Genomic DNA, 22,706 nt, shown 5'->3' on the forward strand with positions numbered 1-22,706 from the left:
CGGCCCCGCGTCGTTGTGCTTTCGCTTCGCTTCGCTGTTCGGCTGTCAAGGTGCCTCGGGGCGGGAGCCCCGGGAGCCGGATGCTGGATGGAAGAGACTTCCAGTGAGGCAGCGATTCTTTTGATTTTGATTGAATCTCCCTAGAAAGGAGGTGATCCAGCCGCACCTTCCGGTACGGCTACCTTGTTACGACTTCACCCCCCTCACCCTCCACACCTTCGACGCCTCCGCCCCCCGGAGGGGTTCGGCCGGCGGCTTCGGGTGCAGACGACTCGGGTGGTGTGACGGGCGGTGTGTACAAGGCCCGGGAACGTATTCACCGCGGCGTGCTGATCCGCGATTACTAGCAACTCCGGCTTCACGGAGGCGGGTTGCAGCCTCCGATCCGAACTGGGGCCGGCTTTGCGGGATCCGCTCCCCCTCGCGGGGTGGCAACCCTCTGTACCGGCCATTGTAGCACGTGTGCGGCCCAGGGCATAAGGGGCATGATGACTTGACGTCGTCCCCGCCTTCCTCCGGCTTGACGCCGGCGGTCCCCCGCGAGTCCCCAACTGAATGCTGGCAACACGGGGCAGGGGTTGCGCTCGTTGCGGGACTTAACCCAACACCTCACGGCACGAGCTGACGACAGCCATGCACCACCTGTCACCGCTCCTTCCGGCCACGGCGTCTCCGCCGCTTCACGGTGATGTCAAGCCCTGGTAAGGTTCTTCGCGTTGCTTCGAATTAAGCCACATGCTCCGCTGCTTGTGCGGGCCCCCGTCAATTCCTTTGAGTTTTAGCCTTGCGGCCGTACTCCCCAGGCGGGGCGCTTAACGCGTTGGCTGCGGCGCGGAAGATGTTATCCCCCACACCTAGCGCCCATCGTTTACGGCTGGGACTACCAGGGTATCTAATCCTGTTCGCTCCCCCAGCTTTCGCGCCTCAGCGTCAGTTTCGGCCCAGAGAGCTGCCTTCGCCGTCGGTGTTCCTCCCGATATCTGCGCATTCCACCGCTACACCGGGAATTCCGCTCTCCCCTACCGCACTCGAGAGCGCCAGTTCGGGACCCGGCCGGGGGTTGAGCCCTCGGGTTAGAGGTCCCGCTTAGCGCTCCGCCTACGCGCGCTTTACGCCCAATGAATCCGGATAACGCTCGCCCCATACGTATTACCGCGGCTGCTGGCACGTATTTAGCCGGGGCTTCTTCTGCGGGTACCCTCGTTGAAGTGTTCCCCGCTGAAAGCGGTTTACGACGCGGACGCCTTCGTCCCGCACGCGGCGTTGCTGCGTCAGGGTTGCCCCCATTGCGCAAAATTCCCCACTGCTGCCTCCCGTAGGAGTCTGGGCCGTATCTCAGTCCCAATGTGGCCGGTCGGTCTCTCAACCCGGCTACCCGTCGTCGGCACGGTGGGCCTCTGCCCCGCCGTCTACCTGATGGGCCGCGACCCCATCCCCCGCCGCGAAAGCTTTCCCGGGAGCGGCATGCGCCGCTTCCGGAGTACCAGGTATTAATCCCCCTTTCGGGGGGCTGTCCCTGGGCGGGGGGCAGGTCGGTCACGTGTTACTCACCCGTTCGCCGCTTCATGTCCGCCCGGAGGCGGTTTCATCGCTCGACTTGCATGTGTTAGGCACGCCGCCAGCGTTCATCCTGAGCCAGGATCAAACTCTCCGTTGAAGAAGAGCGGGGCCGGTCTCCCGTCCCCGCGATCTTTGGCAAAAAATAAAACTTTAAAAGAAATTGTAAATCCGGGGCAGGCGGGCTCAAAATAGGTAGGCCCTGCCTGCGCTGGCTTCACTGGCTATTGTGATCGTCTCTTGTCCAGTATCCGGTTCTCAAGGTTCCCGCCTGCGGGGTCTCCCCCGCGGCTTTCCCTTCGGAGCAGGCCCGCTTTCGCTTGCCGCCCCTCAAGGCGATGATTTACTTTACGCCTCCCCCGCCGCCTTGGCAAGCCCCCATCTTCGAGATGCTGGGTTCTACACATTTTGCACACATCTGACGTCAGCGAAGCCCGAACTTGGCCTTCGTGCGCCTGAGCTTCCTTGTCCAAGGGCGGTACAGCGCAAGAAGGAAGACACATTGATCTCCGTCTGTCCCCTTGGGCTCTACTTCTTCTTGCACTTCCCGGGCTCCGCTCCGCCTTACCCTTCCCTAGTTCGTTTGTTCTTCCGTCCTTTCATTGTTGAATCTTCTTAGTATGTCGTTGGTTCTTTCGCCTACTATAGGGGTATTACTTTTATGAGGCGGTGATCCTTATGGTTGATTGTTCGCGCATGGTGCTGCCCGAGCGGGCTTGCAGGGTTATGTATGCGCTTGATGCAGCTGGTTATGAGGCATGGGCTGTTGGCGGTTTTGTTCGCGATGCCCTGCTGGGGCGGCCGTGCTCTGATGTTGACATTGCCTGTAGCGCATCTTGGCAGGAGACGAAGCGCGTTTGCGAGCTTGCGGGCATGCGGGCGCACGAAACGGGCACGCAGCATGGAACCGTTACCATTGTTTGCGACGACGAAGCTTTCGAGGTGACGACGTTTCGCTCCGATGGGCGGTATAAGGATGCGCGGCACCCTGACGCCGTGACGTTCGTGCAGACCATCGAGGAGGATTTGGCTCGACGCGACTTCACGATGAATGCGCTGGCCTACCGACCCGACCGAGGGGTGCTTGATCCGTTCGGCGGGCAGGCGGATATGGAGCATGGGGTTATTCGCGCCGTTGGCGATCCTTATGCGCGGTTTTCGGAAGACGCGCTTCGCATTTTGAGGGCTTGCCGCTTCAGCTCGGAGCTTGGGTTTTCGATCGAACCGGCAACATATCAGGGGATGCTGGCCAACAAGGGGTTGCTTTCCCATATCTCGGCGGAGCGTGTGACGCACGAGCTTGAGCGTTTGCTGTTGGGCGTGCATGCCGGCGATGCGCTGCTGGGTTGTGTGGATGCGCTGGCGGCCGTGCTTCCGGAGCTGGTGGCGATGAAGGGGTTTGAACAGCATACCCCCTACCACATTTACGATGTGCTTAGGCACACCGCGCGCGTTATCGACGGGGTGCCGCGGTATCCGTTGGTTCGATGGGCGGCGTTGTTCCACGATATGGGCAAGCCGGCCTGTTTCTTCTTCGACGAGAACGGCACGGGGCATTTTTATGGGCATGCTGCGGTAAGCGTGCCCATTGCGCGCGGCATTATGCAGCGCTTAACGTTTTCCGGGGCGTTTATGGACAAAGTGCTGACGCTGGTTCTCCGGCATGATGATGTGGTGCCGGCGCAGCCGAAGCCGGTGAAGCGCATGCTGGCGCGGTTGGGAGGCGATACCGAGCTGTTCGCGGCGCTGTGCGATCTGAAGCGCGGGGATGCCCGCGGGCAGTCGCCCGTTTACAGCGAGGGGCGTATCGAGCTGGCCGATGGCCTGCAGCGCACGCTTGACGATATCATTGCGGCGAATGAGGCGTTCACGGTGAAATCGCTGGCTATTTCGGGGCGCGATGTTATGCGGCTTGGCGTGCCGCAAGGGCCGCTGGTGGGCAGCGTGCTGAACGAGGTGCTTGAAGCCGTCATTGATGAGCAGGTGCCGAATTCCGCTGATGACCTGGTGAAATTCGTTGAGGCGTTAATTGGCGAGGAAAAATTTCAAAAAAGTTTGCAATTAGGTGTTGACGAAACGAAGCGAGGTGCGTAATATATCAACTCGCGCTTGGCACTACGAACTAGTTCGAAGCACAAGCGCAAAGGTTTGCCACTGGGGTGTCGTCTAATGGCAGGACAGCGGTTTCTGGTACCGTATGTGAGGGTTCGACTCCTTCCACCCCAGCCAATTTTTTGGTGAATCGATTTTGGCTCCGTCGTCTAGCGGTTTAGGACGTCGCCCTCTCAAGGCGAAGGTCGCCGGTTCGAATCCGGTCGGAGCTACCAACTTTTCTGGCCACGTTTTACGCGGCCTTTTTAATGGCTCCGTCGTCTAGCGGTTTAGGACGTCGCCCTCTCAAGGCGAAGGTCGCCGGTTCGAATCCGGTCGGAGCTACCAAAGAGTCAAGCCGAGGTTAACGCCTCGGCTTTTTTTGTTTTCTGCAACGATTGGCTGCAACTGCCGATGCGCGGATTGCGCCGGCCGGATTGTTTCCGTAAGCCCTGGACAGAGCTGGGCGGTTGGTTATATCCTCGCTGCTATTGGCGAAACCGATTATGCGCCGCGCAAAGGGGATGTGCGGCTTTGAAAGGGGTTGATTGCCGTGCGCATCGATCATGTGATTTACTCGTCGAAGCTGTTTACCGGCGAAGGGGACGACGCTGCAGCAAGGGCCGTTGCCATAGCGGGCGACGCCATTGCCTATGTTGGGTCACGCGACGATGCTGTCGCGTTCGCAAAGGAGCACAATGATGCCGGCGGATATGAAGCGGCGCGCGTGACCGATTATGGCGATGCGCTTATCGTGCCGGGATTTCACGATTCGCACGTGCACTTCTTTCATTCGGCCGTGTATTCGTCGCCGTTGGCCACGAACTTCTTGGGCGAAAACGAGGCGGATTGCGTTGAGCGCATGAAGCGATTCGCCGAGGGGCGCCCGACCGGGTGGCTGCTGGCGCAGGGGTGGCGCGAGTATCGCTGGAATCCGCCGGTGCTGCCCTCGAAGCGCTCGCTTGACGAGGCCTTCCCCACCCGACCGGTTGCCCTGTACTCCGGCGACGCGCACACGTTGTGGCTGAACAGCTGCGCGCTGGCCGAGCTGGGGATCACGCGCGACAGCGTGGCGCCGGCGGGCGGCAGCTACGATCGCGATGAGGACGGAGAGCTGACGGGCATCGTGCGCGAAGCTGCCGCCATGGAGTTGATGCCGCGTATTATGAACGCGTTTTCTGACGACGAGATCGCAGATGCTTACCGCGGATTTTTGCGGACGCTGGCGCGCAACGGCATCACGAGCGTGTGCGACATGTCGCTGATGGCCAATCCAGGGCTTGATTTCATCCGCGACGACGTGCACGCGCGCTTGCTTGAGAACGGCGAGTTGACGTGCCGCGTGAACCTGTTCCCCACCCTGCTTGACGATATGTCGAGGTTCGAGTCGATGAACAGGCAATATCGTGGTCCGGTCCTGCGGTGCGCGGGGTTCAAGCAGTTCTTCGACGGCGTGTCGAGCCAGCATACTGCATGGGTGACCGAGCCGTATTCGAACGCGCGTTGCGACGACGATTGCGGACGCGCGACCATCGAGCCGGAGAAGATGCGCAAGCTTGTGATGAAGGCCGCTGAACATGGCCACCCTGTGCGCATCCACACAATCGGCGATGCCGCCATCCACGAGGCGCTGAACATCTTCGAAGCAGCGCGAGAGCGGTTCGGCAGCTTACCGGGACGGCAGCATAACTGCCTGGAGCATCTGGAGAACTTCCTTCCCGGCGATATTGAGCGCTTGGCGCAGTTGGGCGTAGTTGCGGCCGTGCAGCCGCCGCACATGACGCTTGACCCCGGCGGTCCCGAGCGCGATTTGGGACCCGAGCGCGTGCCGTTGATGTGGCCGTTCAAGACGATGCAGGAAGACGGGGCGACGCTGGCGTTCGGCACGGATTCGCCGGTGGTTGACGTGAATTCCATGGGCGTGCTGTATAGCGCGATAACGCGGCAGGATCCGCAGACGCGCGAGCCGCGCGGCGGATGGTTACCTGAGCAGCGCATCAGCCGCGCCGATGCGATTCGCGCATACACCGCTGGCAGCGCCGTGGCCGCGCAGCGTGCGGGGGAAGTCGGCGAGCTGCACCCGGGCATGCTGGCGGACCTTGCCGTGGTGGATACCGATTTGCTGGCATGCGATGCCGAGGACATTCTTGACGCGAAGGTTGTTGCCACCTGGATGGGCGGGACGTGCGTGTACGAGGCGTAAAGGTAAAGTAGCGAAAATGGGAGCGGCCCCGGCGGATTGGTTCGCCGGGGCCGCTTTGCGTTGCTGGTGCGCCTTCGCGGTGGGATGTTGGGAGGTGTAAGTTGCTTTGCAACTTGTGCAGTGCCGTGGGTGCTTTGCTGGTTTGTGAGCGTTTTTGGGGAATGCGGTGACGCGCCTTCGGCGCTTTCTATTTGGGGTTGAGCTTTCGCTCGACGCTACGGGATAGGGTTGCGAATCACCGGGATTCCCCCAGGGTTACGTTGTACGGGAGTCTTTGGTTTTGTCTTTTAAAGGTAAGTTACTGCGCGTAGGGCAGGTGGGGTTTGCCGTGGCACCACATGTGGTTGAGCGGGCCGTTTCCTTGTCCGAGGTTAAGGCCGGTGGACATGGCGCCGCGTACGAAGCCTTTCGCGCGGCGGACGGCTTGCTCGATGGTGTTGCCCTGCGCAAGGCCGCAGGCGATGGCGCTCGAGAGCGTGCAGCCGGTACCATGGGTGTTTTCCGTGTCGATGCGCTTTGCGCGCAGCCAGGAAAGGCTGCCGTCGGGCAACACGAGCAGGTCGTCGGCCGTATCGCTGCGATGGCCGCCTTTGATGAGCACCGCGCCGTTGGTGTTTTGCGCAATGGCTTGCGCGGCGCGCTGTATGGCTTCGTCGTCTTCAACGGGAAAACCGCAGAGCACCTGCGCTTCGGGCATGTTCGGCGTGATGACGGTTGCAAGCGGCACGAGATGCTCGATAAGCGCCGCTACGGCCTGCTCGGCGATAAGGCGCGAGCCGCTTGTTGCGACCATGACGGGATCGAGCACGATATTGCTGGCTTCATGCGCGCGCAGGCGCTCAGCGATAACGGCGATGATGTTCGCGGAGGAGACCATGCCGATCTTCACGGCGTCGGGGCGGATATCCTCGAACACGGCGTCGATTTGGGCGGCAACCACAGCAGGGTCGATATCCTGCACCGCACGTACGCCGCACGTGTTTTGGGCCGTGATGGCGGTGATGGCGGTTTCCGCGAACAGACCGTAGGACTCGATGGTTTTGATATCGGCCTGGATGCCGGCACCGCCGCTGGAATCCGAACCCGCGATGCTAAGAACCGTTTTCATGCAAACCCCTCTTCGGTGATGGATTTTCACACATTGAAGGCCTGAGAGCAGCCTTTGGTTGAACGGGCTTCATTATAGGAGAACTGTGTGTGAAAGGAAGCGAGACGAGTGCGCGCCCGCTAGGATGCCCGAGGAGGTTGTGGTGGTTTCGCTGTTTGCGATGTGTCTGAATATGGTGACGCGCCTTCGGCGCTTTCGATCTGGGATCGAGCTTTCGCTCGACCGTACGATTTTTGTTGAGACGACATCAGCTCAAGCAAGTGAAAGCTTGCCGCGAGGCAGATCTTGCCAGGCATTTGAAGCTATTTGCCCGAACAATGCTTCGAGCACAAAAGGCTCCCGAGCGATGCTCGGGAGCCTTTTGCATTGGCGTGGCGGTTGAGATTATTCGTTATCCAGGTCGATGACGAGGCCGTCCATGATGGTGTTCACCGTGCGGACGGCGCACATCTTGCCGCACATGGTGCAGGTGCCCTCGTTGGCCGGCGGGGCGCTTTCGAAGACCTTGCGCGGGCGCACCGGGTCGATGGCCAGGCCGAATTGCTCTTCCCAGTCCATACGGCGACGGGCGTCGCTCATGCGGTTGTCGCGGTCGCGCGCGCCGGGGACGCCCTTGGCGATATCGGCCGCGTGCGCCGCGATTTTCGTGGCCACAAGGCCGTCGCGCACATCCTGGGCATCGGGCAGGCGCAGGTGCTCAGCGGGCGTGACGTAGCAGAGGAAGTCGGCACCCGTTGATGCGGCAACGGCGCCGCCGATGGCAGCCGTGATATGGTCGTAACCGGGCGCGATGTCGGTGACAAGCGGGCCAAGCACGTAGAACGGCGCGTTGTAGCACAGGCGCTTCTCAAGGCGCATGTTCGCCTCGATCTCGTTGAGGGCCATGTGGCCCGGGCCCTCAACCATGACCTGCACGCCCGCATCCCAGGCGCGCTTCGTGAGCTTGCCGATTTCGATGAGCTCGGAGATTTGCCCTGCGTCGGTGGCATCGTAGTTGCAGCCGGGGCGCATGGCGTCGCCGATGGAGATGGTGACGTCGTGCTCGTGCAGGATTTCCAGCACCTCGTCGTAGTGCTCATAGAAGGGGTTCTCGTTGCCCGTGGCTTCCATCCAGGCGAAGATAAGCGAGCCGCCGCGGCTGACGATGTTCATAAGGCGGCCGGTTTCCTTGAACGACTCGATGGTTCGACGGTTCATGCCGGCATGGATGGTGACGAAGTCCACGCCGTCCTCGGCGTGGCGGCGCACGACGTCGAGGAAGTCCTCGGCCTTGATGGCGATGAGCGCCTTCTCCAAGTAGCCGATGGCATCGTACATGGGCACGGTGCCGATCATGGCCGGCGACTTCTCGATGAGCTTCGTGCGGAACGCCTGCGTTTTACCGCTGTTCGAAAGGTCCATGATAGCTTCGGCACCCAGTTCAAGCGCGATATCGACCTTCTGCCGCTCAACAGCCTCGTCGGCAAGGTCGCCTGAGATGCCGAGGTTGACGTTGACCTTCGTGCGCAGGCCTTCGCCGACGCCTTCGGGCGACAGCGACGTGTGATGGATGTTCGCCGGGATGGCGATGCGGCCAGCGGCAACGCCTTCGCGAATGAATTCCGGGCTGCGGCCTTCCTTTTCCGCCACGACGCGCATGGCAGACGTGATCTGACCGGCGCGGGCGTAGTCGATTTGCGTGATGAGGTTCGACGATGCGTTCGTCATGAATGCTCCCTTCGTTGGCATTACCCATACAGGTTCGGCGGGTCGAAGCGTTGCGGCGCTTCCTCTCAGCCCGCCCGGCGCCGCTGCGCTTGCGAGCTCCCCCGATATGCGATTGATGTGGTGGCTATTATACGCCGGCGGCCTGTTCGGCTGCGGCTGCGAGCGGGTAAAAGACATAAAGCGTGCCCGACTCGACGGCGATGGACGCCTCCTGGCCGATAAGCTCGTTGGAAAGCCCCAGGCTGGTGCGGTTCGTGAGCGGCTCGTCGTCAAGCGAGTACTCCAGGCCGCGTTCGATGACGCCCTCGGCCCGGTCGTTCGCCGCGAAAACGGACACGGTGCCGCGGTCGATGCCCTCGGGGATGGTGAAAGCGTCGGGGCCGGTGATAAGGCGGATGGCAAACGCGTCGGCAATGGCCGTGACGTACGCGCCGCGCTCGGAGAAGCTGGCGAACAGCTGCAGGTTCGCCAGCGTGTGATCGAGCCTGCCGCCGATGCCGCCGTAGACGAACAGCGTGTCGTGGCGGAAGTTCACGGCCTTTTCCATGGCAAGTTCCATGTCGGACTGGTCTTTGTGCTCGGGATAGCGGCTGACGCGCTTCGCCCGCGGCACGTAGCCGAGCGAATCGAAGTCGCCGACGGCCATGTCGGGGACGACGCCCGCCGCCTCAAGCGGGGCGAACCCGCCGTCGACGGCGATGATGCAATCGAATTCACTCGCGCGGTAGCGCCGCATGAAGTCCGCTTCGTTGAAATATGTTGCCCCGACTAATGCACAGGTTGTCATGATGCTCCTTGTCTTGTGTTCGGTATGGTAGAATACCACACGCGAGTGGGCCAGGCGATCGCGCGCCGCGGTTGCGGCGTGAGGAAAGTCCGGGCTCCAAAGGGCAAGATGCCAGCTAACGGCTGGGCGGGGCAACCCGACGGAAAGTGCCACAGAAAAGTAAACTCCCCCGTTCATACGGGAGAAAAGCTGAAACGGTGCGGTAAGAGCGCACCAGCGCGTTGGCAACAACGTGGCTTGGAAAACCCCATCTGGAGCAAGCGCAAATAGGAACGCGACACGGCCGCCCTTCCGTGCGTTCGGGTTGCGTGCTTGAGACGTGCGGCGACGCACGTTCGAGATAAATGGTCGTCCAACGACAGAACCCGGCTTATCGACTCACTCGCCTTTTCGATGGGAAAGCCCCCTGCATCCGTGGATGCAGGGGGCTTTTTGCGTGCGACGAGCCTGAATGCTCACCTAGCAGAGACGTTGCTGCTCGTGATATGAGGGGGAATCTGGTGGCGCGCCTTTGGCGCTTTCTAGTAGGGGTCGAGCTTTCGTTCGACGCTACGGGTTGGATGCGAGGGGGACTTGCGTTTGGCACTCCCCTGCAACCGCGGCGACAGCCGAAACCTTGCGTTGCAATCATTCACCGTTGCAGGTGGCGTGAAAGTCAGCGAGGGCCGCTGTGGTGCGTCGTATTCGGCTGAAGCAAGCGGGCATTGGCCCAAAGGGCCATGCCAGTGAAGCTGAAGTCGAAGACGGCGTGCCACAGCGGCCCACAGCGTCAAGTTAATTCGCCGGCCGACAGGCCGGCGAAACCCATTTAGTCGAGGTCGTCGATTTCGAAGTCGTCGGCAGCGTCGCCGTAGCCGGAGAAGTCTTTCTCGATACCGGCAGCGATAGGTGCGGCGGCAACCGTGGCACCAGCAGCGGGCGCAACAGGCTCGACAACCGGTGCGGGCTTGGAGTCGTACGCATCGGAACCGTCGATGGCCAGCGGCGCCTGCGGTGCGGTCATGGCCGCGGATTCGGACGGCTTGGCCGGAGCTTCGACATGCGTGGCGTAACGACCATGCTGTCCACCGGAAATAAGGGAAGCGGACGGGGCCTTCTCGCCGATTTCGGCCAGCTTGCGCGTGGCGTCGGTGATGTAATCGGACAGGAGGTCGCGATATTCCTCGCGCGCCTCCTCGCGGTCTTCCTCGAGCTTCTTGATGGCGTCCATGACCTTCTGGCGGTCGTTTTCGGCCTTGTCGAGAATGCGATCGGCCTCGTCCTCGGCGTCCTTGATGGTGGCAGCGGCATCGGCCTTGGCGTTCGCGAGGATCTCGTCAGCGGAACGCTGGGCGATGATGAGCGCCTGCGCGATGGCGTTGTCGTCGGCCTTCTTCGCCTCGAGCTGACGTTCGAGCTCGGCGATGCGGGCGTCCTTCTCGGCCAGCACGGACTCGTCGATGGCGGGAGCAGCGGGCGCGGGCGTAGGCTCGGGTTGCGCAGGCTCTTCCTCTTCGATGACGGCCGGGCGGTCGAAGCCAGCGAACGCGTCGTCGCTGACCTGGCCCTGCAGCGAGGCGATCTGCTCGTTCAGCGCATCGATTTCGTCAGCGACATGCTCGAGGAACACGTCCACTTCGTCAACGTCATAGCCCTTGCGGTCAATGGAGAAGCTTTGGTTGTGGATTTCTGCCGAGGTGATAGCCATCTCATATCCCTTCATCAAATGTGCAGGTGCGCCCGGGGCGCAATTAGAACAAGTTTACCAACAAACGTACCCCGAATTGTAGTACAAGCAACGCGATGATGGGCGTAACGTCCACCATACCGCCAATTGGCGGGATGAGGCGCTTGAACAGGTTCAAATACGGGTCGCACACGCGTGCGAGCACGTTGTTGATGTCGGCGAGGATGCCTCGATCGGTCGGAAACCACGACAGCAGCACATACACGAAGATGATCATGCAGTACGCGTCGGACAGCGATACGATGAGGTATTTCAAGCTGAGCACGTGATAACTCCTTGCGAGAGCCGCCGGCAGGGCCGGCGGCGCATCGGTTTACAGAACGCCTTGTGAACGCAGGCTTGCGCGCTCGGATTCGGAAAGCGCCGCGCCGCGCGCGATGACGAACACCTTGTCGGCAATGCAGTCGACGCTGGCATCGAGGGCGCTTGACACGCCGAACGAGAAGTCGAGCACGCGTTTTGCCAGTTCATCGGGCGTTGCTTTCAGGGCAAGCACCACCGCATCGCCCGCTTTGAGCGCCTTGGCCACCTTTTCGACCTCGCCATAGCTGGCGGGCTTGATGACGGTGACCGAGCGCGTGGGGCTGTGCGTGCCCGTGGCCGTGCCCTCGTATGCCTTGTACGGGTCGAACGACGAAACGGCCGGCTTGGGCTTAGCCGTTGCAGTTGCTGCGGCAGCGGAGGGCGCCGCAGTGGCAGCCTCGCTGTTACCCGCCTCGGCAGCCGTGGTGCTGAACAGGGCGTTCAAGCTTTCAGAGCGCTCTTGGCTCGCTGCAGCGGCCGCACGGCCGTTCGGCGTGTTCGCCGGTACGGAGAACGCCGGTTCCACCATGGTGCGGTTGCCGAACGAGCTGGACGTGGACACCTTGCGAGGCGGCAGCGGATCGCGATTGAGGCTGTCGGGCACCGTGGTGTGCGCGCGCACGTCGTCGATGGAGACAAGCTTGGCCGGGCGATACCCGCTGCCTTGCGTCGTCGAGGAGACGCGGGCATGATTGCCGCGCGCCGGGCGCGTGGTGACTGACGAGTACGGGTCGTAGTTCGAGCTGGGCGCATCGTCTGCGTCGTCGTCATAATCGTCGTAGTCGTCGTAGTCGTCGAAATCATTGCGACCGCGGTCGTAACCGCTGTCGTAGCCAGACGTGCCATCGGAAAACCCGAGCTTGGACTTGATGCTGTCAAGCATGCCTTCGGGCTTGTTGAACTTGGGCATTGCCATACCGCTCTCCTGCTTCGTTTCTTTGGGGACGACGGTCGAGCCGTCGCTGCGTGTTCGGTATATGCGAGGCCGCACGCTTAAGCGTCAGGCGCCTCGAACGTGTCGCTGAACAGAGCGCGGCCTATCCGCACCATGGTAGCACCTGCGCAAACGGCCTCGCGCCAGTCCTCGCTCATGCCCATGGAAAGTTCATTGAAGGCAGCCGCTTGTTCAGCGGAAAGCTGTGTTCGAAGCTGGTCGCGCAGCGCGGCCAGACCGTTGAAGCACTCACGCGCCACCGCAAGGTCGCCCTGCGGAGCCATGGTCATAAGGCCGCGCACGCGAATATGCGAAAACTCGACGGCATGCGCAAGCACGTCGGCAACGTCGGCCGGGGCCAAGCCGCTTTTGCTTTCCTCGCCCGACACGTTCACCTCAAGCAGCACGTCTTGCACCTTGCCGACAGCTTGCGCGGCCGCATCGAATTTCGCAAGGTGGCTTTCCTTGTACAGCGAGTGCACGAGCGTGGCGTTCGCCACGATCTCGGGGATTTTGCGCGATTGGATGTTGCCGATGAAATGCCACGTTTCGCCAGGAAGCGCTGCGGCCTTTTCGGCAAGCAGGTCGGGGCGGTTTTCGCCGAAGTCGTGCGCACCGGCGGCAACGGCCGCACGCACGGCTTCGATGCCGACCGTTTTCGAGACGGCGATGACCTTCACATCGCGCGGGTTGCGCCCGCACGAGGCGCAGACGCGGGAAAGCTCGTCGAGCGTGTTCTGGTAATGTTGAGCGAATGGCATGGTATCAGGCCTTTCTGAACGCGACGGCACCATGGCGGCCGCACGTGCCGCCCGATGCGCGATACGAATAATACGCTTGGGGATTGCACTGAGTGCAGATGCCCGCATCGCAGATGCGCGCCGCATCGACGCCGGCGGCAACAAGCGACGTGCGCAACGCGTCGAGCATGCTAACGTGGCGCTGCCCTTTAATGCACGTTGCACCGAACTGGGAGCGGAACGTGTCGGCGACATCTTGACCGACCTCGAAGTGGCAGGCGTGGATGTGCGGCCCGATGTAAACGTTGTAGCCGCCCAAGTTCGCGCGCACCTGATCGGTGCCGCACGCGCCATCGGCTTGCGCAAGGCGCTGGGCGGACAGCACGGCGATGCTGCCGACGACGCCGCGCCAGCCCGCATGAGCCACGACGAAGCGCCCTGTTGGCGACACGATGATGACAGGTGTGCAGTCGGCGAAGCACAGCAGCGCCGCGACGCCCGGAACGGATACCGCCAACGCGTCGGCCCCTGCTTGCGCGCGCTGCTGCGCGGCAACAAGCTGGGCGGCGCTGGCCGATTCAATATCGACGATGATGGTTCCGTGCACCTGGTTGGGAACGATGACGGGGGTATCCGGCGCGCCAAGCGCCTCCATGACGCAGGCGCGGTTCTCCATGACATGATCGAGGTTGTCCTGCACATGCACCCCCAGGTTCAACGACGCGAATGCGCCTTCGCTGACACCGCCCGCGCGGCCGGTAAACGCCACGCGGACACCACACGCATCGAAAAGCGCCTGGTCGGTGAGCATGGAAATGCGACGCGCGCCGCAAGGGCGCGCGTCGAGATGAGGTGCAGGTAACGTGTTGCACACCATATGCAAGCTATCCTTTAGCGCTGGCGCTTCAGGAAGTCGGGGATGTAGTCCTCGTCGGCGAAACGGCCGGGCGTGCTGGTGAGCGTGGAGTACGTGGACGGCTGAGGTGCCGGGGCAGGCTCAGGCGAAGACGTGGATGCGAACAGGTCTTTGCGGGAGAAGTCCATGGAGGACTGCTGCGGCGCGTTGACCTTGAAGCCCGTGGCGATAACGGTAATGCGCACGCTGTCGCCCATGCCCTCGTCGATGATTTGGCCGTAGATGATGTTGGCGTTCTCATCGGCGCACGCCTCGACGGTGCGGGCAGCCTCGTCGACCTCGGTAAGCGTGAGGTCGGGACCGCCGGAGATGGAGAACAACACGCGGGAAGCGCCGGCGATGGAAGCCTCGAGCAGGGCGGAATTCGTGGCCTGCTGCGCGGCGTCGAGCGCGCGGTTTTCGCCGGAGGAGATGCCGATGCCCATCATGGCCGTGCCGGCGTCCTTCATGACGGTGCGGATGTCGGCGAAGTCGAGGTTGATGAGACCCGGAATGGTGATGAGGTCCGTGACGCCCTGGATGCCCTGGCGCAGCGTATCGTCGGCGATGCGGAACGCGTCAAGCATGCTGGTTTTCTTGTCGACGATTTCCAGCAGGCGGTCGTTCGGGATGACGATGAGCGTGTCGACCTTCTGCGACAGCAGATCGATGCCCTGCTCGGCCTGGTTGCGGCGCGTGCGACCCTCAAACGAGAACGGCTTCGTAACGATACCGACCGTCAAAGCGCCGATTTCCTCGCGCGCGATTTCCGCGATGATGGGAGCAGCGCCCGTGCCGGTGCCGCCGCCTTCGCCGGCAGTAACGAAGACCATGTCGGCCTCCGCAAGCGCTTCGCGAATTTCAGCACGGGATTCCTCGGCTGCCTGGCAACCAACCTCAGGGTTGGCGCCGGCGCCCAGGCCGCGCGTGAGCTCTTCGCCAATGTGGATGGTTTTGTCCGCATCCGACATCAGCAGGGCCTGACGGTCCGTGTTGACGGCGATGAACTCGACGCCTTTCACGCCCGCCTCGACCATGCGGTTCACGGCATTCGTGCCGCCGCCGCCGACGCCGACGACCTTGATGACCGCCAGATGCTCGCCCGAATTGTTTGGCATTGTATTCCTCCACACTAATACGCTTGCTGTGAGCTGCGTTTCACACACTCGTGGTTATATTCACGTGGGATTATTTTACACAACGACCGATGGTTTGCAACGCTTCCCACGCATTCGACAACGACATGTTCATAGGATGCGCACCCGAAAGGCCTGATTGCACGGGCGCGTGGCTCCTACAGCGACCGCCACGTGGGACGATCGGGCGTGCGCACGTTGATGTACGTGACGCCTTCGGGGTGCTCCTTGAGGATTTGCAGGCACACGCGCTCTTTCTCGCGGATGTTGTCCGCCGTGCCGAAGACGATGTCGGGACCGTCTTTGATGGTGAGCGTGGTGGACTCCGTTTCCGTGGCCTTCACCGAAGTGACGCGGCCGGCCAGCTCGGTGGTCATGCCAGCCACGATAGCAAGCGCGTTGTTCACGTTCGCATCGGAGCAATACGAGCCGACGGCAGGTTTCGTGCCGTAGGGCACGTCGGTGATGTGCAGCACGTTTTCCGCGTCCTCGTACACTTTTGAGCTGGTGCGACGGCCCGCGTCGGAGTCTTTGGCGGGGATAGGCATGAGCCACATACCGTCGGAGGCGATGGCCCACTGCGTGGAAGACTGCGCGTTTTCTGACGGCACCTCCACCACGGCAGTGATGGTGCGCTCCGTCACGTCGATTTCCAACGTGCTGGGAAATACGCGGCGCACTTTCACGTCGGCAACCCAGGCGTCTTTCATGAGGTTTTCCTTGATGCCGGCCGCATCGACGCGCAGAAGCGTGGTGCCTGCATCGACGCCGGCAAGCTGCTGCATGTCGGAGGCCGTAAGGTGCTCGACGCCTTTGACCGACACGCTTTCGATAGTGAACAGGCTTGAGTTGTACGCGACGGTGGCCGCAATGGCAAGCGCCACGATGACACCGGCAACCACGCCGAGGCGCGCAAGGTAGCGATGATAGGTTTTCTGGGCGCGGGCGGCGCGATCGACCTGCGGCAAGTCACCCACGCGCACCGAGGTGAGGCGCGTGGCGCCGGACCGCTCGTACGTGCGGGCTTGGCGCGGGGCCGCAGGGCGGCGGGTGTTGCCAGCCTGCGCGCGCGAGGCGGGCCTACGCGAACCCGAGGAAGCGGACTTCCGGTTGTAATTCGATGCCATACGCCTCGTATACCTTCGACCTTGCCAAATTGATAAGCTCCAACACATCGCGCGCCGTGGCGTTGCCGCGATTCACGATGAAATTCGCGTGCACCTCGGAGATTTGCGCGTCGCCGGATTGCACGCCTTTGAGGCCAACCGCTTCGATGAGCTGGCCCGCCGAGGCGCCTTCCGGGTTCTTGAACACGCTGCCACAGCTGGGAAGCGTGAGCGGCTGCGTTTTCTTGCGCCGCGTGTGCGAGGCCTCCATTTTACCGCGCAGCAGGTACGGGTCTGCCGGCTTGACGGAAAGCTCGCATTCGACGATGACGTCGTCGGCCGCAAACGAGCTTGAGCGATAGCCCCACGTGATGTCGGAGGCTTCGCGGCGCACAAGCCCCGTGCGCGGAGACAGCGTGGTGACGGACACCACCTGCGAGGCGATGCCCTGCTCGCGCGTGCCGGCGTTCATGCGCAGCGCGCCGCCGACGGTGCCCGGCGTGCCCACGGCAAATTCCAGCCCCGACAGGCAGCGGCGAAACGCTTCCTGCACGACGCTTGACAGCGGCACGCCCGCGCCGACGCAGAACCGGCACGTTTCCTCGTCGAACCGGCAGGCGCGGAAATCGCGCCCGAGCGTGATGACGACGCCGGGAAAGCCTTCGTCTGACACGAGCAGGTTGCTCCCCCGCCCCACGGCCACCCACGGCGTTGTCGTGGCTTGGCAGGCCTGCACGAGGCGCTTGAGCGCGCCGATGCTGGCAACCTGCACGTAGAAGCGCGCCGGCCCGCCGATGCGGTACATGGTGTGCCGGCGCATAGGCTCGTCGGGGTACACGTCGGCTTCGAACGAGCTGTCGACGAGCAGCGCCTCAAGCGGCGAGCATGCGTGACGCGCGGCCATGCGCTACGCCCGCGACTTCAGCGCGTCGATGATCTGCGGGCCCATGGCGGTGACGTCGCCAGCGCCCATGGTGACGACCAGATCGCCCGGCTGCACCTTTTCCAGCAGGTGCGGGACGACATCGATGCGGCGCGGCACGAAATCGGCCTGCGGGTGCCCGTCGTGCTCAAGCACGACGTTGAGGAACGTTTTGCCCGAAACGCCCGGGACCGGTGCTTCGCCGGCCGGATAGACGTCCATGAACGTGACGGAGTCGGCCGCATCGAACGCCGAGCCGAACTCGTCGTGCAGCACGTGGGTGAACAGCGGCGCGCGCGAGTAGCGGTGCGGCTGGAACAGCACGTGCACGTGGTTGTAGCCAAGCTGCGCGGCCGCGTTGATGGTCGCCGCGATTTCGGTGGGATGATGCGCGTAGTCGTCCACGACGGTGACGTCGGCCACTTCGCCTACCAGATCGAAGCGACGGCGCACGCCGGCGAACTGCGCCAGGGCGTCGGCAGACGCCTGCGCGTCGAAGCCGAGCGCCCACAGCAGCGTGATGACGCCCGTGGCGTTCAGCACGTTGTGGCGACCGGGGTTCTGCTTGACCGAACCTGCGACCTGCGTGCCGTCGGGCAGCGCCACCGTGAAGCGGCTGCCGACGCCGTGCGGCTCGTAGGACACGACGCGCGCGTCGCAGGTGTCCTTGAAGCCGTACGTGAACATGCGGCGGCCTTCGGAGCGCGCGATGTCGACGACGTGGCTGTCCTCGCCGCACGCCACGATGACGCCGTCGGCGGGAACAAGGCCCATGAAGTCGTGGAACTTATCGTAGATCTCGTTGAGGTCTTTGTAGTGATCGAGGTGGTCGGCTTCGATGTTCGTGACGAGCACGGCGGCCGGCGAGAGGTGCGTGAACGACTTGTCGGACTCGTCGGCTTCCACGACGTAGTAACGGCCGGATCCGGAATGGGCGTTCGTGCCATAGGAGCGCACGATGCCGCCAATAAGGAACGTGGGGTCGGCGCCGAGCACGTCGAGCGCGCTGGCCAGCATGGAAGACGTGGTGGTTTTGCCGTGCGTGCCGGCAACGGCAAGCGTGTCAAGGCCGACGCCGAGGTGCGCGAGCATCTTGGCGCGGTGCCAGATCTCAAGGCCGCGGCGCTTTGCCTCGATGAGCTCGGGGTTGTTCTCGAGGATGGCCGTGGACACGACGATGATGGGGTTGCCCGCAGGGATGTTCTCGGCTTTCTGGCCGATGAAGATGGTGATGCCGGCCTCGCGCAGCTGCTTGGTGTAGCGGCTGTCCTTGATGTCGGAGCCGGTGACTTCCATGCCCTGGTCGTGGGCCACCTTCGCGATGCCGCTCATGCCGACGCCGCCGACGCCGATGAAGTGCACCTGCTTGATGCGTGCTATGCTCATGTTGGATGCCCCCTGGTATACCGTGCGCAGGCGCGTGATGCGCGCCTGCGATTGCCTGCTTATGCGGGTTCGCGGCTGCGCAGCGTGCGCCCGCGTTCCAAAACCGCCTTATTCTACCCTATCGCGCTTGCCCGGCGCCGGCCGCCTCACAGACTACATCTGCAAGCAACCCCGCCGCATCGCGCGTTTTCGCCGCCGCGGCCGCCGCGGCCATGCGCTGGCGCGCGCTTTCGTCCTCGATAAGCGTGCGCAGGTATTCCGTGAACTGGGCGCCTTCGACATCGGCATCGGCCACGAGAAACGCCGCGCCCGCCTCCACGCACGCGCGCGCGTTCATGGTTTGGTGGTCTTCGGTGGCGTACGGGAACGGCACGAGCAGCGCCGGGATGTGGCGCGCTGAAATTTCCGCAAGCGACGTGGCGCCGGCACGGCTGACGATGGCGTCGGTAGCCGCCATGGCCAGGCCCATCTGGTCGGTGTAGCCGAACAGGTGCCAGCGGCGAGCCTGCTCGGGCGTGAGCGCAAGCTGCTCGGTGACGGCGTCAAGTTCCTTGGGACCCGTGACGTGCACGATGTGCAGGTCGGGATACCCCAGCAGCATGTCCTTGCGCGCGGCGATGGCGCTGTTGAGGTGGCGCGCGCCCAGGCTTCCACCCGTGACCAGCAGCATGCGCGCGTCGGCGGGGATGCCGAACGCTTCGCGGCCTTGCTCTCGCGTGGCCGCGAACACGCTTGCGCGCACGGGGTTGCCCGTGAGCACGACGCGGCTTTTGTCGGAGAGCGCCTCGGCTGCGTGCTGGTACGTGAGGCACACGGCCTTCGCGCGGCGAGCGAGGTACTTGTTCGCCATGCCCATGACGGAGTTCTGCTCGTGCACCACTACGGGGATGCCGCGCTGCTCGGCGGCGCGGGCCACCGGGATGCACACATAGCCGCCGAAGCCGACGACGCAGTCGGGCTTCACCTCGTCGAACCACGCGCGCGCAAGCTTCGTAGACTTCTGGATTTTCATGATGGACTTCGGCAGCGTCATGGGGTGGTTGCGGTTGAAGCCCGCGGCCTCGAACGCCTTGTACGGGATGCCGGCCGCCGGCACCAGACGCGACTCGATGCCCGCGGGCGTGCCCGCGTAGAGCACCTCGTGTCCGCGCGCTTGAAGCTGGTCGGCCAACGCCAAAGCAGGGTTGATATGGCCGGCGGTGCCGCCGCCGGAAAGCACGATACGCATAGCCTACCTCCGTTGAGTTCTGCGGCTGCGCGCCGCGAGCGCCGCGGCGTCGTCGCGGGCGCTCCTTGCGCGTCGCGAGCTTGATGAGCGTGTCCCATCGTCGGTGAAACGCGGACGCTCGTAAGGTTGGTCATCGTCGACGGCGCGCACGACGCGCAGGTTCGCGCGGCGCCGATCGTAAACCGTGGTGGTGTCGGCATATTTGGCAACCGACAGGATAAGGCCGACCATGATGAACGTGGCGATAAGCGAAGAACCGCCCGACGACACGAACGGCAGGGGTTTGCCCGTGGTGGGAACAAGCCCGATGACGCAGCCGATGTTCAAAAACGCCTGGAACACGATCATGATGGTGCAGCTTCCTGCCACCATGGAACCGAAACGCGAGTTTGAGGCGCGCGCGATGCGCAGACCGGCGAACAGCAGCGCCAAGAAAAGCGCGATGACCAACAACGCGCCGATCATGCCAAGCTCTTCGCCGATGATGGAGAACACGAAGTCGGTTTCGGCCTCGGGCAGGTAGTCGAACTTCTCGCGCGAATTGCCCAGCCCCACGCCGAAAATGCCGCCTTCGGCGAACGCGTAGAACGAGTGGATAGTCTGGTAGCCGTCACCATAGCCGTTTTCGCCATCGCCCCAGGGGTTGTACACGACCAGGCGGTCGGTGCGGTAGCCCGTGCCGAACGTTGCCACAAGCGCCAACACGAAGGCGACGCCGAGCAAGAGCAAGATGCTGCGCATGGACACCTCGCCCAGCCACATGACCGACAGGATGCCGATGAAGATGATGATGGTGGTGCCGAGGTCGGACTGCGTTTCGTACAAGAAAGCGATCGGCGCGATAAGCAGCACGATAACTTGACCGATAAGCATCTTGCCCTCAAGCACGCCTTCTTGAGCATCGCTTAAAATGCGCGCTGCCATGAGGACGAACGCGATCTTCGCGAACTCGGAAGGCTGCAGCGAAATGGGCCCGAGCACGAGCCAGCGCTGGGCGCCAAGCGCCGTGGTGCCCATAGCCGCCGTGAGGATAAGCAGGCCGATGGCAATGGCGTACACGATCCAAAGCCCGACGCCCTTCCAAACCTCAGGCGGGGCGAACCGCCACAGCAAAAAGGCGGCGACCACGCCAATGATGGCGAATTTCAGCTGGTCAAACAAATACTCGGCCGGGTTCGCGTCGCTGAGCGTGCCGGCAGAGGCGGCGTCCGAGAGGATGGAAACCTGCGAGGCGGAGTAAATCATGACGAAGCCGATGAGCGTCAGCGCAAGCACCGACAGCACAAGTACGACCTGCGGCCACACCACCGACTCGGCGTCGGAGCGTCGCGAAGCTGCAAAAGATGCCATAGATGCAAGACCCTACGCGCCAAGCGCGGCCGCGCGCGCGGAAACAAGCTGCTTGAACACTTCGCCGCGCTCTTCGAACGAATGGAACTCGTCGAACGAAGCGCACGCCGGGGACAGCAGCACAACGTCGCCGGACGCCGCTTGATCAAGCGCCACGTCGAGCGCATCTTCAAGATGATTCGCGCGCAGCAGCTTGAAGTCGGCTGGGGCCGAAGCCGCCGCGCCATCGAACGCCGCCATGAAGCGGTCGGCCGCGTCGCCGAAGCACACGCACACGCGCGTATGACGATGCGCGGCCGCCACGAGGTCTGCCAGGTCGGTGCCCTTGTCGTCACCGCCGAGCAGCACGACCGGGCGCGTATGGGGAAACGCCGCAAGCGCCTTGAGCGTGGCGTCGACGTTCGTTGCCTTCGAGTCGTTGTAGCACGCCGCGCCGCGCACGGTGCCGCAGGGCTCGATGCGGTGCTCGAGCGGGGCGAACGCGACAAGCGCTTTGGCCACTTCAGCGGCATCGACGCCGCAAGCCAACGCGGCGGAAGCAGCGGCAAGCGCGTTGCCTGCGTTGTGCGAACCCTTGATGAGCAGGTCCGCTTCGTTTACGAGCGCGTGCTCGGTGCCGCGCAGCGCCACCTCAAGCGTGCCGTCAGCGGCAATGAACGCCGCGTTTTCCGCGCCGCAGCGGGCGCGCATGTCGCCCGAGAGGCCCTCGGCCGTGCCCATGGGAACGATAGCGAAGCCGCAGCCGCCTTCGACCTGGCGCAGCTGGCGCACCTTGGCGCGCACGACGTCGTTCGACGCATCCATGACCGCCACGGCACCCGGCACGCTTGCCAGGTTGTCGAGCAGCTTGAACTTCGCGTCGCGGTAGTTTTCAAGCGTATGGTGCCAATGCAGGTGATCGGGCGTGATGTTGAGCATGACGGCCACGTTCGGCGCGAAGCGCTTCGTGGACGCCAGCTGATACGACGACACCTCGGCCACGTACACGTCGGCGGCATTCGCGCCCACGGCGGAAATGCACGTGTCGCCGATGTTGCCGACGGCCGCAGCGCGCAGGCCCGCCGACTTCAGCAGGTGCGCGGTAAGCGCGGTGACCGTGGTTTTGCCGTTCGTGCCGGTGACGGCAACCCAGCGGCTGCTTGCCGCCGATTCGCGCCACGCGAACTCGACTTCGCTGATAACTTCGTTGCTGAGGCGCGCCGCCGCCTGATACAGCTCGGAGAATTCGGAGATGCCCGGGCTTGCGATGGTGAGCTCGAAACGCCCGCCTGCCGCTTCGGCCAGCTGCGCCACGGCGTTCTCGCCGAACGCGACGTGAGCGCCCGCCGCGCGCGCGGTTTGGGCGAACGCGTCGGCATCGGCGCTGTGCGCGCCGCCGAAGATGGCAAGTTCGCTGACGCGCCCGCCCAAAAGCGGCATGAGGTAGTCCACGGCGTCGTGGCCGGACTTGCCTAGTCCGAGCACGAGCACGCGGCCAAGCGTTTCAGGAGCGTATTTTTTGCTTGCGATCGTCGCAACATCGGACAT

The 22,706-nt window shown here is 63.2% G+C and carries 17 protein-coding genes, 3 tRNA genes, 1 rRNA gene and 1 other RNA gene; 6 read left to right on the forward strand and 16 right to left on the reverse strand.

All coding sequences use genetic code 11. The features are described 5' to 3' along the window. Positions 1–144: 144 nt before the first annotated feature. Positions 145–1,657: ribosomal RNA gene (locus ET524_RS01500) — 16S ribosomal RNA — on the reverse strand. Positions 1,658–2,235: 578 nt separating this feature from the next. Here ET524_RS01500 and ET524_RS01505 point away from each other — a divergent pair. From ET524_RS01505 to ET524_RS01525, 5 genes are all read left to right on the forward strand, one after another. Further along, the gene (locus tag ET524_RS01505; protein ID WP_129423045.1) at positions 2,236–3,651 is read left to right on the forward strand and encodes a CCA tRNA nucleotidyltransferase; all 1,416 of its coding nucleotides are present in this window, start codon (positions 2,236–2,238) and stop codon (positions 3,649–3,651) included. A gap of 61 nt (positions 3,652–3,712) precedes the next feature. Continuing rightward, positions 3,713–3,786, forward strand: a tRNA-Gln gene (locus ET524_RS01510). Positions 3,787–3,807: 21 nt separating this feature from the next. Continuing rightward, positions 3,808–3,884, forward strand: a tRNA-Glu gene (locus ET524_RS01515). Between the two features lie 35 nt (positions 3,885–3,919). Next, positions 3,920–3,996, forward strand: a tRNA-Glu gene (locus ET524_RS01520). Positions 3,997–4,201: 205 nt separating this feature from the next. Continuing rightward, entirely contained in the window at positions 4,202–5,851 is a 1,650-nt protein-coding gene (locus ET524_RS01525) for an amidohydrolase (RefSeq protein WP_129423046.1), read from the forward strand. Between the two features lie 298 nt (positions 5,852–6,149). On the opposite strand, the gene thiD is transcribed toward ET524_RS01525, so the two are convergent. The 3 genes from thiD to ET524_RS01540 all read right to left on the reverse strand — a co-directional run bounded on the left by thiD (position 6,150) and on the right by ET524_RS01540 (position 9,453). Continuing rightward, positions 6,150–6,959, reverse strand: coding sequence for a bifunctional hydroxymethylpyrimidine kinase/phosphomethylpyrimidine kinase (gene thiD, locus ET524_RS01530; protein WP_129423047.1), 810 nt, complete (start codon positions 6,957–6,959; stop codon positions 6,150–6,152). A 384-nt stretch (positions 6,960–7,343) separates the two neighbouring features. Then, positions 7,344–8,666 carry a phosphomethylpyrimidine synthase ThiC gene (thiC, locus tag ET524_RS01535; RefSeq protein WP_129423048.1) on the reverse strand — a complete coding sequence of 441 codons (1,323 nt, stop codon included), beginning with the start codon at positions 8,664–8,666 and terminating at the stop codon, positions 7,344–7,346. 127 nt (positions 8,667–8,793) lie between these two features. Further along, positions 8,794–9,453: a thiamine diphosphokinase gene (locus ET524_RS01540; RefSeq protein ID WP_129423049.1), complete on the reverse strand. Its 660-nt coding sequence runs from the start codon at positions 9,451–9,453 to the stop codon at positions 8,794–8,796. A 42-nt stretch (positions 9,454–9,495) separates the two neighbouring features. Between ET524_RS01540 and rnpB the strand changes: the two genes are divergently transcribed. After that, positions 9,496–9,842: RNase P RNA component class A (gene rnpB, locus ET524_RS01545), an RNA gene on the forward strand. 419 nt (positions 9,843–10,261) lie between these two features. Here the strand turns inward: rnpB and ET524_RS01550 are convergent. The 12 genes from ET524_RS01550 to murD form a co-directional block, all read right to left on the reverse strand. Beyond that, the gene (locus ET524_RS01550; RefSeq protein WP_129423050.1) at positions 10,262–11,140 is read right to left on the reverse strand and encodes a DivIVA domain-containing protein; all 879 of its coding nucleotides are present in this window, start codon (positions 11,138–11,140) and stop codon (positions 10,262–10,264) included. 43 nt (positions 11,141–11,183) lie between these two features. Further along, positions 11,184–11,444 (reverse strand): YggT family protein, encoded by a 261-nt coding sequence (locus ET524_RS01555; protein ID WP_129423051.1) that lies wholly within the window; start codon positions 11,442–11,444, stop codon positions 11,184–11,186. Between the two features lie 48 nt (positions 11,445–11,492). Beyond that, positions 11,493–12,398 (reverse strand): cell division protein SepF, encoded by a 906-nt coding sequence (locus ET524_RS01560; RefSeq protein ID WP_129423052.1) that lies wholly within the window; start codon positions 12,396–12,398, stop codon positions 11,493–11,495. 77 nt (positions 12,399–12,475) lie between these two features. Next, positions 12,476–13,177 (reverse strand): YggS family pyridoxal phosphate-dependent enzyme, encoded by a 702-nt coding sequence (locus ET524_RS01565; RefSeq protein ID WP_129423053.1) that lies wholly within the window; start codon positions 13,175–13,177, stop codon positions 12,476–12,478. A gap of 4 nt (positions 13,178–13,181) precedes the next feature. Beyond that, positions 13,182–14,033: a polyphenol oxidase family protein gene (locus ET524_RS01570; protein ID WP_129423054.1), complete on the reverse strand. Its 852-nt coding sequence runs from the start codon at positions 14,031–14,033 to the stop codon at positions 13,182–13,184. A gap of 14 nt (positions 14,034–14,047) precedes the next feature. After that, a complete protein-coding gene (gene ftsZ / locus ET524_RS01575; RefSeq protein ID WP_129423055.1) occupies positions 14,048–15,169 on the reverse strand; it encodes a cell division protein FtsZ in 1,122 nt (373 codons plus the stop codon). A gap of 176 nt (positions 15,170–15,345) precedes the next feature. Beyond that, positions 15,346–16,314, reverse strand: coding sequence for a cell division protein FtsQ/DivIB (locus ET524_RS01580; RefSeq protein WP_129423056.1), 969 nt, complete (start codon positions 16,312–16,314; stop codon positions 15,346–15,348). Continuing rightward, positions 16,268–17,197, reverse strand: coding sequence for a UDP-N-acetylmuramate dehydrogenase (gene murB / locus ET524_RS01585; RefSeq protein WP_129423057.1), 930 nt, complete (start codon positions 17,195–17,197; stop codon positions 16,268–16,270). Before murB ends, ET524_RS01580 begins: the two co-directional genes overlap by 47 nt. A 3-nt stretch (positions 17,198–17,200) precedes the next feature. Beyond that, positions 17,201–18,601: a UDP-N-acetylmuramate--L-alanine ligase gene (gene murC, locus ET524_RS01590; protein WP_129423058.1), complete on the reverse strand. Its 1,401-nt coding sequence runs from the start codon at positions 18,599–18,601 to the stop codon at positions 17,201–17,203. Positions 18,602–18,719: 118 nt separating this feature from the next. Beyond that, positions 18,720–19,829: an undecaprenyldiphospho-muramoylpentapeptide beta-N-acetylglucosaminyltransferase gene (murG, locus tag ET524_RS01595; protein WP_129423059.1), complete on the reverse strand. Its 1,110-nt coding sequence runs from the start codon at positions 19,827–19,829 to the stop codon at positions 18,720–18,722. Between the two features lie 3 nt (positions 19,830–19,832). Beyond that, on the reverse strand, positions 19,833–21,179 hold the full coding sequence (locus ET524_RS01600) for an FtsW/RodA/SpoVE family cell cycle protein (protein ID WP_129423060.1): 1,347 nt from the start codon (positions 21,177–21,179) through the stop codon (positions 19,833–19,835). A 12-nt stretch (positions 21,180–21,191) separates the two neighbouring features. After that, positions 21,192–22,706, reverse strand: a complete 1,515-nt coding sequence (gene murD / locus ET524_RS01605) for a UDP-N-acetylmuramoyl-L-alanine--D-glutamate ligase (RefSeq protein ID WP_129423061.1) — start codon at positions 22,704–22,706, stop codon at positions 21,192–21,194.

The sequence above is a fragment of the Senegalimassilia faecalis genome, from assembly GCF_004135645.1.
Classification (GTDB): domain Bacteria; phylum Actinomycetota; class Coriobacteriia; order Coriobacteriales; family Eggerthellaceae; genus Senegalimassilia; species Senegalimassilia faecalis.

What these genes read in the sequence shown, in the direction of transcription:
- ET524_RS01550 (WP_129423050.1), bottom strand. Translation starts at nt 11,140, where the DNA reads ATGGCTATCACCTCGGCAGAAATCCACAACCAAAGCTTCTCCATTGAC.
- ET524_RS01600 (WP_129423060.1), bottom strand. Translation starts at nt 21,179, where the DNA reads ATGGCATCTTTTGCAGCTTCGCGACGCTCCGACGCCGAGTCGGTGGTG.
- ET524_RS01560 (WP_129423052.1), bottom strand. Translation starts at nt 12,398, where the DNA reads ATGGCAATGCCCAAGTTCAACAAGCCCGAAGGCATGCTTGACAGCATC.
- ET524_RS01505 (WP_129423045.1), top strand. Translation starts at nt 2,236, where the DNA reads ATGGTTGATTGTTCGCGCATGGTGCTGCCCGAGCGGGCTTGCAGGGTT.
- murB (WP_129423057.1), bottom strand. Translation starts at nt 17,197, where the DNA reads ATGGCCGCGCGTCACGCATGCTCGCCGCTTGAGGCGCTGCTCGTCGAC.
- ET524_RS01540 (WP_129423049.1), bottom strand. Translation starts at nt 9,453, where the DNA reads ATGACAACCTGTGCATTAGTCGGGGCAACATATTTCAACGAAGCGGAC.
- ET524_RS01580 (WP_129423056.1), bottom strand. Translation starts at nt 16,314, where the DNA reads ATGGCATCGAATTACAACCGGAAGTCCGCTTCCTCGGGTTCGCGTAGG.
- murC (WP_129423058.1), bottom strand. Translation starts at nt 18,601, where the DNA reads ATGAGCATAGCACGCATCAAGCAGGTGCACTTCATCGGCGTCGGCGGC.
- ftsZ (WP_129423055.1), bottom strand. Translation starts at nt 15,169, where the DNA reads ATGCCAAACAATTCGGGCGAGCATCTGGCGGTCATCAAGGTCGTCGGC.
- ET524_RS01570 (WP_129423054.1), bottom strand. Translation starts at nt 14,033, where the DNA reads ATGGTGTGCAACACGTTACCTGCACCTCATCTCGACGCGCGCCCTTGC.
- thiC (WP_129423048.1), bottom strand. Translation starts at nt 8,666, where the DNA reads ATGACGAACGCATCGTCGAACCTCATCACGCAAATCGACTACGCCCGC.
- murG (WP_129423059.1), bottom strand. Translation starts at nt 19,829, where the DNA reads ATGCGTATCGTGCTTTCCGGCGGCGGCACCGCCGGCCATATCAACCCT.
- thiD (WP_129423047.1), bottom strand. Translation starts at nt 6,959, where the DNA reads ATGAAAACGGTTCTTAGCATCGCGGGTTCGGATTCCAGCGGCGGTGCC.
- murD (WP_129423061.1), bottom strand. Translation starts at nt 22,706, where the DNA reads ATGTCCGATGTTGCGACGATCGCAAGCAAAAAATACGCTCCTGAAACG.
- ET524_RS01565 (WP_129423053.1), bottom strand. Translation starts at nt 13,177, where the DNA reads ATGCCATTCGCTCAACATTACCAGAACACGCTCGACGAGCTTTCCCGC.